Raw genomic sequence first — 16,196 nt, 5'->3', positions numbered from 1 at the left:
CTGCAGCCGGCGGCACATTTCTTGTAGCGCCCATTCAGAGAAGGCCCCTCCAAACGCGGCGCCGGCTCGGGTGAGCCAATGTCTGAAGGCTTTTGGCCTCGATCTGTCTGATTCTTTCGCGGGTGACGCCGTAGATCTTGCCGACCTCCTCCAAGGTCATATCGCTCGTAAGGCCGATACCGAACCGCATGCGGATCACGGCCTCCGCGCGCGCCGGCAAGTCGTTGAGCTCGCGACTGATGACGCTGGTAAGTTGCGCTCTTGAAATGATCTCGTCCTGCCCTTCCGCACGCGATGCAATCGCCCCTTCCACCTGATGAAACGGAACAGGCTCCGATAGCGCGAATTGAAGCGACCTGATCGTTGCAGCCTCGAAGCCCGTAGCTGCCGCCAGCTCTAAATCCGTTGCTGAGCGTAAATGTGAGCGTTCGAACTCCTCCGCGTGTGTCGTGATCTTCGCGTTCAGCTGGACGCGATGCACCGGCACGCGGATCAACGATCCTTGGTCGGCCCTCCAGCGGCTTATCCGCTGTCTGATCCAGAGCAAGGCGTACAGATAAAAGCGCACCCCGCGTTCAGGGTCGAAGCGTTCCGACGCCCGGCGAAGACCGAAATATGCTTCTTGGAAAAGTTCCTCCGCATCCTCGTCAGCTTTCGCCATCTTCGCGGTTTCTCGCCGCATAAACGAAAGGTGCGTAAGGACGAGCTCTTCGGTCGCTCGGTCGCATATGCTCATCAGCCTGCGGATTGTTCCTTCTGCCATCTCGCCTTGGCTGGCAGCGAGGCCGACCAAGCAGTCCTGACGGATTTCCAGCTCATCGAGCGCTTGGATCGCAACACGTCGTGCCCGGCCTCCGCTTTTGACACCCTCTTCGACGGCATTGCGCAGAATCTCGATATTGCCCGGGAAGTCGTCATCATCCCCATCGTCAGCATCGGGATCGATATCCAATTCGGTGAACTCGTCCGGTGCGAGCTCGCCTGCCAAGACAAGCTCGCCGTGCCGGACGACCTCGGCCAGGACGCCGGGGGTGTCCAGAATTCCGTCAAGCAGGTCTCGACGGGCATTCGCTATCTCGCGGAGAATCCTCTCCTCGGTAGTCCGGTCAAGAATGAAAGGGCCGCTGCCGGGAACGACGGCATCGCGGGTGCAGGCGGCAAGAATTGCCTCGCTCAGCACGGCCACATCGACCAAGTCGAGGGATGCATCGGGAAAGGGCCGGAAGTCTCCAGCCTCGCGAATGACGCGTATTCCGGCGGCTGCGAGCACCTTGCCGACATTGGTCTCGAGATCCGTCCAGCTCGGGTTTCCCCGGCACGCGCTCACTAAATCCCGGATCTCCTGCTCATCCACCGTGCCGCTGGCAAGCGCCTCAGCCGCCCAAGTTTCCGCCAAATCCGCGGAAAGCGCGAACGTTGTATCCCTGAGCTTCCGAGGCCGGCGGGATCGACGGCTGGCGGAGGAATGCGAAAAATCCGCTGCGTCATCGAGGTCCGGGGGGCGTCCGGCCTGGAATTGCGAGGAACCCGCTGCGCCCGCCTTTGCGAGACTCGCCGGCAGTTCCCAGTCGTCATTCTCCTCCGCTCCGCCACTCCGCATGCCAGAACGCGGGGATATGGCGGTAAAAATCGCCGAAACTGTGCCGATCTGCTGCCGTGCGTGATATGCTGCGGGCTCTTCGAGCGCGTCGAAATCGATCAAATCGACACCAGCGTCTGCAAACGGCTGCTGATCTTTCACCTCGGGTTGCAGCTCGGCGGGGGGTGGGGAGGAGCCACTGGGAGCGGTTGTCTCCGGTTCCGGGCCGCCAAGCAGGCGGGCGAGCTCCTGATGACCGGATTCTGCTGCCATCTCCGCCGGATTCTGCTTGGCGTCGTTCCGCGATTCGAGATCGGCACCCGCTTCGAAGAGCGCGTTGCACGCGGTCAGGTGGCCGCCCGCAGCTGCCAGATGAAGCGGGGTGTCTCCCTTCGGATTGCGGCAACCGAGCCGGCCATTCGATATGATCGCGGCAATGACCTGCTGGTTACCTGATACGAGTCCGCGCTGCTCGGCTGCATCCAGCAGTTCGGGCCGGATGGCGGCCTGTTTGGGGATGCCGGTAGCTTCAGAGCGGGCGGGCAGCGCCTCGAGCGAACGCGCGAGCGCAGCATAGCCAGCAGCCTTTGCAAGCTCCGCTGCTGTTCGCCCTGAATTGTCATGCGTCGACGGGTCGCACCCGGCAGCGATGTAGATGCGGCAGACGGCTGCCTTGCCGGACATCGCAGCGAGGTGGAGATGCGATCGTCCGGCTGCATCCACTTCAACAAGATGAGCGGGATCGCGCGACGCACGATAAGCCCGTTCCTCTTCGGTCATCGACACAGAGTTGAGCGGCGCGGATGACGTCACGAAGATCGTACCGTCGGGATTTCAGGCACAATTTCGCGAATGCAACGCCGACTCCTCATATGATGCGATTTCGCTCCCCAAACCCAGCCCCTTGAAGCATGCCCTTGAACTCTGCTGCCTGCCAGAAAAAATCGTTATCCTTGACATATTAAGGAATTCCGACCTTTCCGCCCTCCGGAAATTCAAGTTCATTATGGTTCTAGACTAACCGGAGCGCTCGACGAGCCAGTCGAAGAGACCGTTCTTCACGGCGGCATCCGCCAAGCGCTCACCCTCGAAGAGGTGAAGGCGTGGCTCGTCAGGCATCGACAAGGAGCGAGCCTTCGTGTGGCAGACGAAGAAGAAACGATCATAGCCGCTGCGACGAAAGCGATCGAGATAGTCGTCGAGGACCGCCTGGTTTGCTCGTGACTTCACTTGCACAAAGGCCGTCTCGCTGGTCGTGGGTTGCTCCATAAGCAAATCCACGTCGGGCAGCGTCTCCCCGACCGGAGTCGATCGCTGCCAGCCTGAGCGCGCGAAGATCAGATCGGCGAGCGTCTCAAAATCCTTCCAGTGAAGGTCGCGAATCATGTCAGTCGCCACCTTGATCATCTCGGCGCGTGTCTCGGCGGCGCGGATCACGACCGGTTCAGTGACGCCGTTGATCTTGCGCAGGAGGTAATCCTGCGCCCCGACCGTGCAGATCGTCGCGCGAAAGTTCGCGGTCTGGGTAAGGTTCGAACTGAGGTTTGCGATTTTGAGCGGCTTGCCGTGGATATCGGTATTCCTCCAGCCATCGACTGTCGGTCGGTATCGCGATGGACCGCCGTCATCCCACTCGCCCAGCCAAACGACTTCCTCTTTTGCGAAGCACCACCACAGATGACCGTAGCCGAAAGTGACCCATAGGCAATCCTCACCCATTTCGTAAAAGGCGGCCACCTCGTTTACGCCGGCGGTCTTCGCGCCTTCCGATTTACGATCCGCAAGAAGCCGGCGAACCTTGGACCAGTCCTCGGTCTGACAGGCATCATGCGGGATCGAGTGATAGCCGAATGCGACCTTACCCTCTTCCAGTGAAGACTTCGCCCAACGTCCACCATCGCCGAGCTTGATATATCGCACCTCCGCAGGCGTGATCGGGGTGGGCATGATTGAAGTGTTGGCAGTCGACACAGTCATCTCGCATCAAACGGGTCGCTCTGGTTGGCAGGCGGATGAAGTTAGTGCAAGCCAACGCCCTTGACGTCTCGCGACGGCTCCAGCACACCCATCGCATGACGAATGACAGCGATGATCGCGGCGGCCAAGGCATGATTGAATCCTCGGTTGAAGTCTCGTCGATAGACGACCTCGATCGCAACGCGATCCGAAAGGGCCGCAAGGCTGCTGCAAAAAGAGCCAAGCGTATCGTTGGCAAGCGCTATGACGATGTGATTGGCGCAAGACCTCCCGGTTCGCGTCCGGGCGACCAGATCCTTGCAGCAGCGGTCGCGCTCTACGACGATGGACCGATCAAGCGACGTGATCTCAAATCCGTGATCGCGAAGCTGGAATCAAATATTCGCCGAGGCTTGCCCGATCTGACCGTAATTCGGGCGCCACGTTCCGCATCGTCGCAACCCGAGCATGTCGGCGTGATGGTCTATGAGACCCGCGCGGTGACGGAGAATACGGATCGTATCGTCACCGCTGAGAACCACAGCGTCGTTCTGGCGGAAGCTCGCGTGATCTTCATCTCAGGCCTGCTTCCGGGGGGGACCCGCCCTCATCTTTTCGAGCGTGTCGTCGAACGGGATCCCGGGCGCCTCTCAATGTCGGCGGTGCTTCTGCAGCTTTCGGCCATTTGGCCGACCCTTCTCTGGATGCGGATGAAGCAAAGGCGCGAGGGCCGTGGCCTTCCCATCACCGAGGTGATTACGCCCTTCGCGAACGGTCTTCTTTTCGGCAGTCTCGAAAAGCTGGACGGCCTGCCACCTGCCGGTCCAACGGTTGTCGATTGGGGCTGGCCGGCGCAACAGACCCGTCAGGCTCACGATTTTTACGCCGATGCGAATGGCACCCGCCTTTGGGCGAGAACTAACACATTCGTGGACGGGTTGCTTCTCGCGCCCGATCAGCAGCGTTTGCGCGACATGCTTCAGTCCTTCCTCGCGGACTTCCCCGACATAGTTGCCGACAATAATTGGCGCTGGCGCTTTGGGTTCGGTACATCGGATCCTGCTGTCGCCATCGTCGCGAAAACCTTCAAGATTAGCGAACCAAGCGATGAGCGCCGTGCCGCCGCGCTGGCGGCGCTGGAGGCAATTGTCGCGACTGATGTCTGGAAGAGCGTTACGGCCCGCTCGCTTGAAAGCCAAAGCCGGTCAGCCGCGCGATCGTCATCGGCTGTCACCATAAGCGCGTAACAGCTTCTTGGTGCTCCCAGTCCAGTTCCAAGAGGCCACACTTTACCTTGGGACGCTTCTTCCGGTCGATCAGCTTGCCTCACATTTCGAAACGCGAAGGCGATCAGATGCGGCGTTGGCGGTCAATCATGAGAGCCCGCTGCTTCGACGAATTGCCGGGCGAGCACCACTATGATCGCGGCAGCGAAATTATCCAATGATTTGAGTGCCCATTTCTGTCCTCTGTGGGGCACCAGTCCTTCAGTAGGAACTTCCTGAAATCCCTGGCGAAAGTCCCTTTCGGCTTATGGCCGACAGGTTGCCCAGTTTATGGGCCTTTGGTCGATCGCCGTGGGTATCCGGTGGGTCAGGTGCGGCGGCGAAGTTTATCCTTTTTTTCGGAAAATCCATCAGCCTCGCGAGGCGATCGCTTGGTGAAGTCAGGCCGTCGCGCGCACGAAACCTATGCCGCTAACCTGTCGCGATCGAGTTTTTGGAGCAAGGCATCGACATCCTTTGCCGGGATAGGTCTGCTGAAGAGATAGCCCTGTATCTGTCCGCAACCTTCCGCCCGCAATATGTCCAGCTGGTCGCTATTCTCGACGCCTTCGGCCGTGGTTTCCATGCCCAGTGCGTCCGCCAGCGTGGTGATGGCGCGGATGATGGCGGTGGCGCCTTCATGGGCAAGCAGGTCGACGATGAAGCTGCGGTCGATCTTGAGCTTGTCGAAGGGGAAGCTGCGCAGATAGCTGAGCGACGAATAGCCGGTGCCGAAATCGTCCAAAGCCACGCGCACGCCTAGAGAGCGGAGCGAGTGAAGCGAAGCCAGCGTCGCTTCGACATTGTCGATGAAAAGGCTTTCGGTGATTTCCAGTTCCAGTCGCTGCGGCTCAAGCCCCGATCGCGCCAGCCCCTGAAGGACGATCGCGTTGAGGGTGGAACTGCGAAACTGCACTGGCGACACATTCACCGCGACGCGGATATGTTCGGGCCAGCTGGACGCGACCCGGCAGGCTTCGTGGATCACCCATTCGCCGATCGGGATGATCAGTCCGGTTTCCTCCGCCAACGGGATGAACTGCAACGGGGACACCGTACCGCGCACGGGATGGTTCCAACGTAGCAGGGCTTCGAAAGCGGTCACGCGATTTTGGGACAGGCCGAACAGGGGCTGAAAATGCAATTCCAGTTCACCGTTGCGCAGCGCATCGTGCAGATCGGTTTCCATCGCCCGGCGCGCCTGCGCTTCGGCATCCATCGCGGCCTCGAAGAAGCGATGACTGCCCTTGCCGTCCTGCTTGGCGCGATACAAAGCGAGATCTGCATTTTTCAGCAGCGTGGTCGCGTCGGCCCCATCCTGTGGCGCCAGGGCGATGCCGACACTAGTTCCCGATACGATGCGGTGACCATTGACGTGGAAGGGCTGTGTCAGGGCGTTGACGATGGCGCGGCCGATCTGGTCCGCACTCGCCGCACCATCCTCAACCACGATGGCGAATTCGTCGCCGCCCAGCCGAGCGACGAAGCCGGTGGGGCAAGCCTGCGCCAGCCGGGACGCCACTTCGCATAGCAGCGCATCACCCATAGGATGGCCCAGCGTGTCGTTCACCGCCTTGAAATTGTCGAGGTCGAGGCAAAAAAGCGCAAATCCATCCTTGCCCGCGCGTTGCAGGAACACCGCAATCTGCTCCCTGAGCAGCGTACGGTTGGCCAAGCCAGTCAGATCGTCGTGAAAAGCCATATGGGCAATCTGGCGCTCGCGTGTTTCGACCGCATTGACCATCCGGTTGAAGCTGCGCGCCAGTCGCCCGATTTCATCGCGCGTTTCGATCTTTACTTCGACATGTTCCCCCGAACTGACCTTGCGCGCGGCCATCTCCAACGCGATGATCGGTCGGGCGACATTGCGTGACATGGCATAGGCGCCCCAGAGGGCCAATATCGTGCCAACCAGTCCGAACGCCAACAGCGCGGTCAGGATCGGCGAATAAGCCCCCATCGCGTCGGTCAGGCTATATTCCAGAACCAGCATCTGCGGCGAGGAGGGCACCAGATTTTCGACCGGCCGGGCCTGGGCCAGCATATCTTCGGACCCACGCTTCCATTCGCGTGTCGTGATCTCGCCGCTTTTTGCGGCACGCAGGCTGGCGGGCAGGGCGGCGATAGGCAGGAGTTTGGGATGCAGATCGACCGTGGAAAGCTGCGCCAGCTGCTGTAGTTCGGCCGTTCCCATATTTTTGGAAAAGACGACCCAGCCAGTCAACATCGGCGCGCGCACCGGAGAGGCCGCGACCATGTGGCTGTGCGTGCCCCAACCGACGATGCCCTGTAACCGCCCGCTGTCCAGCGCATCGTAAAGCTGATCGGATTCCGATCCGGTCAGTTCGTCGGTGTCGCCCGCCAGCGAACCGTCGATCGACACGAACAGGGCATGGTCGATGCCGAAGCGCCGCTTGAGACTGTCCAATGCCGATGCGATGGTCGGCGCGTCGTTAGTACCCACCGCCGTGCGAAAGCCAAAGTCGCTGGCCAGCACCGCGGCGCTCTGATCGAGTTGGCGGAATTGCAATTTGGCCATGCGCGCGAAAAGGGCGCTGCCCGCCGTCATTTCCTGCCGGACGGCACTGTCCGCATAGCTTTCGATCGCATTGCGGGTGGCGTAGAGCGACACGCCCATCACCGCGACGAACAACGCGCCGTACAGCAACGTCATCTTGACCGTGAGGGCCGATTGCATGCGCAATAATCCGCGCCGCCATCGCCGCCTGGTGACGGCGATTTTCATCAGAGACTCGCGCGCAGCGCCACGGTGGCGCTTCGAGCAACCGAACCGCTCCCGGGCACCGGCACCAGCAGCAGTTGCTCGTTATTCTTGGATTTCATCAGGGGGTGCCAGATGGTGACTTGCGCCGTGCCGGCGGCAAGGCCGGGGATGCGCAATTGCCCGTTGGCGCCGCTCTTGGCGGCGAAGGGCGTATCCACCACCTTGATGAAACCGTTCATCTGATCATGGATGTTGCAGCCCAGGGCTACGGCGCCCGTCGTCTTGAACGTGAAGCTGCGCGTTTCGTCCTTGCCGAACAGTTTGATCTCGAACTTGGCCGGCTTGGAGAAGGAATAGACGTGATGCCGCACCTTGTCGTGATTGGGGAAGCGCACCGTCGCGCCCACCGGCACGATCAGCACATGGGGCGAAAAAGCGATATTTTCCTGCACCATCGTCGTGCCCCAGGGAAAGCGGATCGGCCCGGCAGGAATACCGCCGGCTGGCCGAACAGTGACGACCGCATCGCTCACGGGGCGACCCGACGAATCCACGATTTTGAGGTCCAGATCGCCGGCCTGGGCGATGGATGTGCCCAGCAGCATGGTGACGCCGAAGAGAAACAGGGAATTGAGGGTGTGCATGAGGGACGGCGGTAAAGGAGAAGGATAAATAAATGCTTAGTCCAGTTCGGTGCCGTTTCTGCCGTCGGGCGGCAGAAAAAGATCCGATCTAACTTCGCATTAACCTTGTTGCGCTAGGGCGGCGGGCATGAACCTTGCCCGATTTGCTCTGATCGCAACCTTCACCCTGGCCAGCTTCGCGTCGGGGATCGCCCAAGCACGGCCGATGCGTAACGGCGGCAAGCTGCTGCTCACCAATGGCATATCCTCTCTGGAAGGGGCCAGTGGCGGTGGCCTGACGCCATGGGCGGTGATCGCAGGTAGCGAAACCAGCGATGGGATCGGCCTTTCGGCTCATGGTACGCTGGTGGAGGTCAAGGACTATGACTATCAGAGCGCAGGTGCCGCGATCGGATGGCGTGACCGGCTGGAAATCAGCTATGCCCATCAGGATTTCAATACCAACGAGATCGGCCTCGCGCTCGGCCTGGGCAAGGATTACGCCTTTTCCCAGGATGTGATCGGCGCGAAGCTGAAGGTGGCCGGCGATCTTGTCTACGACACGCTGCCCGCCATCGCCGTCGGGGCACAATATAAGAAGAACAACAATGCGACCATCGTTCGCGCCATCGGTGCGCAACATGATGAGGGCATCGATTATTATGCCTCTGTCAGCCGGCTCTTTTTGGCCCACTCGGTCCTGCTGTCAGCTACGGCGCGGATGACCAAGGCCAACCAGCTTGGCATATTGGGGTTCGGCGGGGATAAGCATGACGATTACAGTCTGCAATTTGAAGGATCGGCCGCGTGGCAATTGTCGCGGCGGTTGGCGATCGGCGGCGAATATCGTTCCAAGCCGGACAATCTGGGCATTGCGCGGGAAGATGACTGGTTCGACGCCTTTGCGGCTTATGCCGTCAATCGCCATCTGACCGCGTCGGTCGCTTATGTCGATCTCGGCTCCATCGCGACGGTCAAAAGCCAGCGCGGGGTCTTCCTGCAATTGCAGGCCGCCTTCTGACTTTTTCGGGATATGCCTTCATGACCATGCTTCTATCTCTTCTGCTGCTTCAGGCCGCACCGGCCGCCGCCGCCAATGCCATGCCGGGCGAGGAGGTCGTCGATCCCTACACGGTCGATAATCGTAACGCTGGCGCGACACCCTTTACCGGCGACGGCATGGCAAAGGCCTTTCACGGTCAGGACGGCATCCGTCGCATCGTGGATCGCATGGTCGATACCAATTTCGCCGATCCGGCGATCGGGGAAATCTTCGCCAATCAGGACAAGGTCCGCTTGAAGCGGACGATATTCGAGCAATTCTGTTACATATTGAATGCCGGTTGTGCCTATACGGGCCGCGACATGGCGACGGCCCACAAGGATATGGGCGTACAGAAGGCCGACATGAATCGATTGGTCGAGATATTGCAACGATCGATGGCGGCAGAGGGTGTCGGTTTTCAAGAGCAAAACCGATTTCTCTCCAAGCTGGCGCCAATGCGGCGCGATGTTTTGCAGAAATAGCGAAATAATGTTTTGATATTTATTCGAGAAATTTCCCTGGCGAAGGTCGAAATCACACACCGCTTACTTACCAAGTGCGTGCAGTAGAAAACTGCCCAAACCGGAACAGCCTCGCAAATGGGTCTGATATAGGGAAGGGGCAAAAAGGCCTTTCAATCCGTCTCAAAATCGTTAGAAAGCCTGATCGCTTGCGCGAACCGTCAGTCGCCTTCGTAATGATGGGGTCATGTGTTCGAGTAACGTAAGCGCACCAGCCTTGTGATAGGCAATCCCCGAAATCCGTGGCTCAACTCTCTTTCGGTCCAAGGCCGGGGGATTGTCTGGTTCATGTGCCTTTGGATCGATCCTTGTGGTAGTCCGGAGGGCGGGTGTGGGGCGATGAATATAGAAGGACGATATGCGCGGATATAAGGAACCCGGCTTCCAGGATCGGACTGCGGCAGCGCAGGATGCGAGGAAGAAGGCATTGGAGCAGTTGCGCACCAAGGCGCCCCTGAGCGAGGCGGAACAGGCGGAGCGGCTGGCGAAAAGCATCGCCAAGGAAGCGGCGGCGCGGGAAAAGCGCGAGGCGGTATTGCGCGAGCGGGAAGCGGCCAAGATCGCCCGGCGCGAACAGGCGGAAAAGGCGGCGGCAAACAAGCCGGTCGCCCTGACCGAAGCGGAACGCAAAGCTGCGCGCGATGCGCGCTATGCGGCGCGCAAGGCGCGTAAATAGGTCATTCTCCGACCCAAATTGAAGGATCCTTTCTGGACCAAATTGCAAGCAGCCTCACCCGATCTTCACCTGATCCTGTAGAACTTGTCGATATAGCGGAGATACCCGGCGGCGGGCAGTTGCGGCTGCTCCGGTCCGATGGCGATTATTCCATCCAGTTCGGTTCCGAAGAGCTGATGGGGAGCTGCGATCATGTGTCGGAAGAGGCGTTGGCGACGCTGACCTGCCAGCGGCTGGGCCATCGCGATGGCAATGTGCTGATCGGCGGGCTGGGCATGGGCTTCACATTGGGGGCTGCGCTGGCGGCATGGTCTGCACGATCGTCCATCATCGTGGCCGAATTGGTGCCCAAGGTCGTGACCTGGGCCGGCGGCCCGCTGGCGCATATCTTCCGTGACCATCTGGCAGATCCGCGCCTGACCATCGAGATTGGCGACGTCCATAATGTGATTGGCGCATCGAAGGACCGGTTCGACGCCATCCTGCTGGATGTGGACAATGGTCCCGACGGCATGATCCGGCCGGAAAATGAGCGTATCTATTGCAACTGGGGCCTGCGGTCCGCCCTTGGCGCGCTCAAACCCGGCGGGATGCTCGCAATCTGGTCGGCCTATCCGGCGGAGGAGTTCGGCCCGAAGCTGGAGGATGTCGGGTTCGAGGTCGAGGAGGTGCGCGTGCCCGCCTTCACCGGCAGCGAACGCGAGTTTCACCATATCTGGTTCGCGCAGAGGGTGCGCTAGGCAGGGCGTCGGGGGCCGTGGGTTCTGATCCGCAAGCGGCAACGGACCTCCGGCTCTATTTGCTCCAGCTTTGGCTGTGGCCCGATCTCTTGGCGATGGGGCGGTCTGCAATCCCTAATAAGGGCGATCGATATCGCTCGTCAGCCACATTTCCGACGGCAGTTTCGAGCTGAATACCGCTACGTTCGTGCTCTCGAGCAATAGCCGCAGGCGCTTCTTCTGATCGATATCGTTGGTCAATATGGCCACGCGATCGGACGGCTGGAAGGTGCGCTGCATTTGCCACAGGGTCCGGGCTGCGACAGCCTCGCTCGGGCGAAGCGCCTCTGTAATATCGAACAGAATACGAATAGGCCGCCCATGTGCGCGCCGCCTGCTCAGCTCGATCCTCAAATTTCGATAAAGCAAATCGACATCGACCAATTCCCATTGGCCGCTTGCAAAGATCGCCATGATCCCGTCAGGATCGGAAAGCAGATCGATTTCAACCACATCCACCCTATCATGCTTAATGCATGCTTCATTTTATCGAAGCTTATATGCATTTCACCGCACCGGCCGTCAACTTTGCAGGGTGGCGGACCGGCAGGTGAAAGCAAACGGACCCAAGCCGCCGACCGATAGCGTTCTTGCATCCCGTCCCGCCGGTGGCACCACCGGCGGGACGCATGTTGTTCAGCGTTCGATCTGGCTGACGTCGCGCACCGCGCCCTTGGCGGCGTTGGTGGTCATCGCGGCATAGGCGCGCAGGGCAGGGGACACTTCGCGCTTGCGGCCGAAAGGCTTCCACGCCTTGGCTCCGCGGGCTTCCATTTCGGCGCGGCGTTCCGCCAGCAGCGCGTCGTCTAGGTCGACCTTGATGACGCGGGCCGGGATGTCGATGACGATCGGGTCGCCGGTCTGGACCAGCGCGATCAGGCCGCCTTCGGCCGCTTCGGGCGAGACATGGCCGATCGACAGGCCCGACGTGCCGCCCGAAAACCGCCCGTCGGTGATGAGCGCGCAGGCCTTGCCCAGCCCCTTCGACTTCAGATAGCTGGTGGGATACAGCATTTCCTGCATGCCCGGGCCACCCTTTGGCCCTTCATAGCGGATGACGACGACGTCATTGGCCTTCACTTCGTTGCCCAAAATGCCCGCGACCGCCGCGTCCTGGCTTTCATAGACACGCGCGGTGCCGTGGAAGACAAGGATGCTCTCGTCCACGCCGGCAGTCTTCACGATGCAGCCTTCCGGGGCCAGATTGCCGAACAGCACGGCCAGGCCGCCATCCTTGGAGAAGGCATGTTCGGCCGATCGGATCACGCCCTTTTCGCGGTCGGTATCCAGTTCCTCCCACCGTTCCGACTGGCTGAACGCGGTCTGGGTCGGCACGCCGCCCGGTGCCGCTCGGTAGAAGTTGCGCACTTCCTCGCTGTTGGTGCGACCGATGTCCCAGCGGGCGAGCGCGGCCGCCATGGTGGGGGCATGGACGGTCGGCAGCGACGCGTCGATCAAACCGGCACGTTCCAGTTCGCCCAGGATCGCCATGATGCCGCCGGCGCGGTGGACATCCTCCATATGGACGTCGTTCTTGGCCGGGGCGACCTTACACAGGCATGGGACGCGCCGCGACAGCCGGTCGATATCCGCCATGGTGAAGTCGATCCCGCCTTCATAAGCGGCGGCGAGCAGATGCAGCACCGTGTTGGACGAGCCGCCCATGGCGATATCCAGGCTCATCGCATTTTCGAACGCGGCGAAATTGGCGATGTTGCGCGGCAGGACGCTCTCGTCATCCTGCTCATAATAGCGCTTCGTGATGTCGACGATGACATGGCCGGCTTCACGGAACAGGCGCTCGCGATCCGAATGGGTCGCCAGCGTGGAACCATTGCCCGGCAGGGACAGGCCCAGCGCTTCGGTCAGGCAGTTCATCGAATTGGCGGTGAACATGCCCGAACAGCTGCCGCAAGTAGGGCAGGCCGACCGTTCGATGGTCTTCACTTCCTCGTCGGTATAGCTTTCGTCGGCGGCGACGACCATGGCGTCGACCAGGTCGAGCGCGACCTTCTTGCCGCGCACGGTGGCCTTGCCCGCTTCCATCGGCCCGCCCGACACGAAGACGACGGGGATGTTGAGGCGCATCGCGGCCATCAGCATGCCTGGCGTGATCTTGTCGCAGTTGGAGATGCACACGATCGCGTCGGCGCAATGGGCGTTGACCATATATTCGACGCTGTCGGCGATCAGATCGCGGCTGGGCAGCGAATAGAGCATGCCGCCATGGCCCATGGCGATGCCGTCATCGACCGCGATGGTGTTGAATTCCTTGGCGACGCCGCCCGCCGCCTCGATCTCGCGCGCGACCAGCTGGCCCAGATCCTTGAGATGCACATGGCCCGGCACGAATTGGGTGAATGAATTGGCGATGGCGATGATGGGCTTGCCGAAATCCTCATCCTTCATGCCCGTCGCGCGCCATAGACCACGGGCGCCCGCCATATTGCGGCCATGGGTGGTGGTGCGGGAACGATAGGCAGGCATGACTCGGAATCCTTCAGACTATGATCGCGCCCCTCTACAGACTGCGACGCGGCTGTGAAACATTTTATTCCTTTTGCGCGTCCTTTCTATCATTTTATTGCGAGCGCTTCGCGGCGTCGCCGTGGCTGACCCTGTCCCACGATGGGACCGCCCGACCGGCCGGGCAAAGCCGGGCTGGCGCTGGCGGCGATCATGGTTAAGAAACCATTATGCGTTTCTTGTCGCCCCGCCTGCGCCCTTTTGCTTTTGCGTCCGTGTTGGGCCTGTCGCTGATGGCGGGCGGATCGGCCGATCCTGTGCAGGCTGCGGGCGAAGCGGTGATGGCGCCGGGCGGCTATCGCTGGCTGGAAACTGGCCCGTGGGACGCATCGCGCGACGGGCCGATCTATATGGTCATCAGCATCGAAAAGCAGATGATCCATGTCTATAGCGGCGACCGGCTGATCGGCATGGCCAGCGTGTCCACGGGCATGAAGGGGCACCGGACGCCGACCGGCGACTATCCGATCCTGCAAAAGCGGCAATGGCACCGCTCCAACCTCTACAGCAATGCGCCCATGCCCTATATGCAGCGGCTGACCTGGGACGGGATTGCGCTGCATGCAGGCCATAATCCGGGATATCCCGCCAGCCATGGTTGTATCCGCCTGCCTTATGCCTTTGCGCGCGACCTGTTCGCGCTGACGAAGATGGGGACGTTGGTGGAGGTGACGCAGGCGCGGCTGAGCGCGGCGCTGAAACTCGACGCGCTGGTGCTGAGCGATCCGGGCAGCACGGTGGTGACGTTCGGGCAGGCGCGGGGGCGTGGGGGTGCTGTGCTGCCAGTGCCGGTCGATGCGGGGCAGGGCGAGGTGCCGATGCTGGAGATCGATCCCGGCATTTTCGGGATGATGCGGCGATAGTCGGGCAATTTGGGAGGTTCCTTCTCCCTTGGAGGGAGAAGGATATGAAGCCTTGGCGACGAAGGAGCCTAGGCGAAGTTGGATGAGGGGGCTTAGCGCAACATTGGCATATTACCGTAAGGTTGCTCCCCCTCACCCAGCTACGACTAGGCAGCAAGCTGCCAAGTCTGCGCAGCCCTCTCCCTCAAGGGAGAGGGGTAAGAAACGTCCGCTCCCCACCCATCTCCGTCATTGCTTCATATCACGATACCAATTCCCCGGCTCGTCGCAGCACCCCTTTCAACGCGACCAACATCGGCGCAGGAAGGGGCGTCCAAGGAGTATCGATGCAGGCCCATTCCACGCCCACCCAGCCGCTGCCCACTCGCTCGCTGGCCGTCGCTGCGCTTTTCACCATCGTGGAATGGTATGATTTCACCCTCTATCTCTATTTCGCGACCGTATTGTCGCGGGTGTTTTTCGGTGGCGGTGCGGTCGGGCTGGGGGATGCGTTGGCGGGGTTTGCCGTCGCCTATCTGATGCGGCCGGTCGGCGCGATCGTCTTTGGCCATATCGGCGATCGTTATGGACGGCGGCCGACCATGATCCTGTCGATGGGGATGATGACCGCGGCCATGCTGGCGACGGCGATGTTGCCGACCCATGCGCAGGTCGGTCCGGCGGCGGGATGGATGATGATCGGGCTTCGCTGCCTGATGGCCTTCTCCGTGGGCGGGGAATATACCGGCGTGGTCGCTTATCTGCTGGAGGGCGCGCGGGCGGAGCGGCGCGGCCTGGTCACATCGCTGGCGTCGGCGGCGAGCGAAGTGGGCGCGCTGCTGGCGGCGGGCGTGTCGGCGCTCACGGTGGCGTCGCTGGACGAAGGCGCGCTGGCGGCATGGGGATGGCGCATTCCATTCCTGGTCGGCGCGGCGCTGGCCGGGATCATCCTTCTGGCTCGATCGACCATGGAGGAGTCCCCCGATTTCCTGCGGCAACAGGCGCAGGCGACCACGCCCCGATCGCCGCTTCGCCATAGCCTGCGCCACCATCGCGCTGCCATCGGCCGGGGTTTTGCCATTTCGGCGCTGGGGTCGATCAGCTATTATGTCGGCATCACCTATGTGCCCAGCTTCCTGTCCGCCATGGGCACGACCGGGGAAGCCGATGCCCTGTGGCTGTCCACGCTGGCGGCGCTGGCCGTCATCCTGGTGACGCCGCTGACGGGACTGCTGACCGACCGGATCGGGCGCCGGCCGGTGCTGGTCGGGTTGGCGATTGCGGGCGTGGTGCTGCCGATGCTGCTCTTCCTGCTGATGCGCGGGGGCTTTGGCCTGGCGCTGGCGGGGGCGGTGGTGCTGGCCTGCCTTGGCGGCGCGGTCAGCGCTGTGGGTGCGGTCGCCACGGCCGAGCAATTTCCGGGGGAGGGGCGGCTCAGCGGTCTGGCATTCGGCGCGACCAGCGCGACGGCGCTGTTCGGTGGACTGACGCCATGGCTGGCGCATCATCTGTTGGAGGCGAGCGGTTGGGCACCCGCACCGGGCGCCATGATCGCGATCGTGGCGCTGTGCGTTCTGCCGGTGCTGGTGATGCTGCCCGAAACCGCGCCGCGCAAAAGCAAAAAGGCCGACCCGGTGGCGGGTCGGCCTTTTTAGAACG

General features: G+C 61.5%; 13 protein-coding genes. 7 read left to right on the top strand and 6 right to left on the bottom strand.

Annotated elements, in window-relative coordinates; translation table 11 throughout:
• Nucleotides 1-34 precede the first annotated feature (34 nt).
• Both F4U95_RS11625 and F4U95_RS11620 read right to left on the bottom strand, forming a co-directional pair.
• On the bottom strand, nt 35-2,359 hold the full coding sequence (locus F4U95_RS11625; RefSeq protein ID WP_150443127.1) for a sigma-70 family RNA polymerase sigma factor: 2,325 nt from the start codon (nt 2,357-2,359) through the stop codon (nt 35-37).
• A 237-nt stretch (nt 2,360-2,596) separates the two neighbouring features.
• Nucleotides 2,597-3,526 (bottom strand): hypothetical protein, encoded by a 930-nt coding sequence (locus F4U95_RS11620; RefSeq protein WP_150443126.1) that lies wholly within the window; start codon nt 3,524-3,526, stop codon nt 2,597-2,599.
• 125 nt (nt 3,527-3,651) lie between these two features.
• Here F4U95_RS11620 and F4U95_RS11615 point away from each other — a divergent pair, with 125 nt between their 5' ends.
• On the top strand, nt 3,652-4,782 hold the full coding sequence (locus F4U95_RS11615; RefSeq protein ID WP_150425784.1) for a hypothetical protein: 1,131 nt from the start codon (nt 3,652-3,654) through the stop codon (nt 4,780-4,782).
• A 442-nt stretch (nt 4,783-5,224) separates the two neighbouring features.
• On the opposite strand, the gene F4U95_RS11610 is transcribed toward F4U95_RS11615, so the two are convergent.
• Nucleotides 5,225-7,498, bottom strand: a complete 2,274-nt coding sequence (locus F4U95_RS11610) for a putative bifunctional diguanylate cyclase/phosphodiesterase (protein ID WP_246171573.1) — start codon at nt 7,496-7,498, stop codon at nt 5,225-5,227.
• A 47-nt stretch (nt 7,499-7,545) separates the two neighbouring features.
• Nucleotides 7,546-8,169 (bottom strand): cupredoxin domain-containing protein, encoded by a 624-nt coding sequence (locus F4U95_RS11605; protein ID WP_246171572.1) that lies wholly within the window; start codon nt 8,167-8,169, stop codon nt 7,546-7,548.
• A 127-nt stretch (nt 8,170-8,296) separates the two neighbouring features.
• Here F4U95_RS11605 and F4U95_RS11600 point away from each other — a divergent pair, with 127 nt between their 5' ends.
• The 4 genes from F4U95_RS11600 to F4U95_RS11585 all read left to right on the top strand — a co-directional run bounded on the left by F4U95_RS11600 (nt 8,297) and on the right by F4U95_RS11585 (nt 11,130).
• Nucleotides 8,297-9,169: a DUF3034 family protein gene (locus F4U95_RS11600; RefSeq protein ID WP_150425783.1), complete on the top strand. Its 873-nt coding sequence runs from the start codon at nt 8,297-8,299 to the stop codon at nt 9,167-9,169.
• Nucleotides 9,170-9,189: 20 nt separating this feature from the next.
• The gene (locus tag F4U95_RS11595; RefSeq protein ID WP_150425782.1) at nt 9,190-9,675 is read left to right on the top strand and encodes a group I truncated hemoglobin; all 486 of its coding nucleotides are present in this window, start codon (nt 9,190-9,192) and stop codon (nt 9,673-9,675) included.
• A gap of 397 nt (nt 9,676-10,072) precedes the next feature.
• Complete coding sequence (locus F4U95_RS11590) at nt 10,073-10,390, top strand: DUF6481 family protein (RefSeq protein ID WP_150425781.1); 318 nt, start codon at nt 10,073-10,075, stop codon at nt 10,388-10,390.
• A 119-nt stretch (nt 10,391-10,509) separates the two neighbouring features.
• The gene (locus tag F4U95_RS11585) at nt 10,510-11,130 is read left to right on the top strand and encodes a spermidine synthase family protein (RefSeq protein ID WP_343032332.1); all 621 of its coding nucleotides are present in this window, start codon (nt 10,510-10,512) and stop codon (nt 11,128-11,130) included.
• Between the two features lie 114 nt (nt 11,131-11,244).
• On the opposite strand, the gene F4U95_RS11580 is transcribed toward F4U95_RS11585, so the two are convergent.
• Nucleotides 11,245-11,622 (bottom strand): hypothetical protein, encoded by a 378-nt coding sequence (locus F4U95_RS11580; protein ID WP_145986224.1) that lies wholly within the window; start codon nt 11,620-11,622, stop codon nt 11,245-11,247.
• 183 nt (nt 11,623-11,805) lie between these two features.
• Complete coding sequence (gene ilvD / locus F4U95_RS11575) at nt 11,806-13,656, bottom strand: dihydroxy-acid dehydratase (protein WP_150425779.1); 1,851 nt, start codon at nt 13,654-13,656, stop codon at nt 11,806-11,808.
• Between the two features lie 272 nt (nt 13,657-13,928).
• On the opposite strand from ilvD, the gene F4U95_RS11570 reads away from it, so the two are divergent.
• Complete coding sequence (locus F4U95_RS11570; RefSeq protein WP_150425820.1) at nt 13,929-14,558, top strand: L,D-transpeptidase family protein; 630 nt, start codon at nt 13,929-13,931, stop codon at nt 14,556-14,558.
• A gap of 326 nt (nt 14,559-14,884) precedes the next feature.
• The gene (locus F4U95_RS11565; RefSeq protein WP_150425778.1) at nt 14,885-16,192 is read left to right on the top strand and encodes an MFS transporter; all 1,308 of its coding nucleotides are present in this window, start codon (nt 14,885-14,887) and stop codon (nt 16,190-16,192) included.
• Nucleotides 16,193-16,196: the final 4 nt, after the last annotated feature.

Source organism: Sphingobium limneticum, from assembly GCF_008710165.1.
Taxonomy (GTDB): Bacteria; Pseudomonadota; Alphaproteobacteria; order Sphingomonadales; family Sphingomonadaceae; genus Sphingobium; species Sphingobium limneticum.
The sequence above is the reverse complement of the archived record's forward strand: the minus strand, read 5'-3'. Positions and strand labels throughout refer to the sequence as shown.

Coding starts and splice junctions, on each gene's coding strand:
- F4U95_RS11625 (WP_150443127.1), bottom strand. CDS start 2,359: ATGACCGAAGAGGAACGGGCTTATCGTGCGTCGCGCGATCCCGCTCAT.
- F4U95_RS11620 (WP_150443126.1), bottom strand. CDS start 3,526: ATGCCCACCCCGATCACGCCTGCGGAGGTGCGATATATCAAGCTCGGC.
- F4U95_RS11615 (WP_150425784.1), top strand. CDS start 3,652: ATGACGAATGACAGCGATGATCGCGGCGGCCAAGGCATGATTGAATCC.
- F4U95_RS11610 (WP_246171573.1), bottom strand. CDS start 7,498: ATGCAATCGGCCCTCACGGTCAAGATGACGTTGCTGTACGGCGCGTTG.
- F4U95_RS11605 (WP_246171572.1), bottom strand. CDS start 8,169: ATGCACACCCTCAATTCCCTGTTTCTCTTCGGCGTCACCATGCTGCTG.
- F4U95_RS11600 (WP_150425783.1), top strand. CDS start 8,297: ATGAACCTTGCCCGATTTGCTCTGATCGCAACCTTCACCCTGGCCAGC.
- F4U95_RS11595 (WP_150425782.1), top strand. CDS start 9,190: ATGACCATGCTTCTATCTCTTCTGCTGCTTCAGGCCGCACCGGCCGCC.
- F4U95_RS11590 (WP_150425781.1), top strand. CDS start 10,073: ATGCGCGGATATAAGGAACCCGGCTTCCAGGATCGGACTGCGGCAGCG.
- ilvD (WP_150425779.1), bottom strand. CDS start 13,656: ATGCCTGCCTATCGTTCCCGCACCACCACCCATGGCCGCAATATGGCG.
- F4U95_RS11570 (WP_150425820.1), top strand. CDS start 13,929: ATGGCGGGCGGATCGGCCGATCCTGTGCAGGCTGCGGGCGAAGCGGTG.
- F4U95_RS11565 (WP_150425778.1), top strand. CDS start 14,885: ATGCAGGCCCATTCCACGCCCACCCAGCCGCTGCCCACTCGCTCGCTG.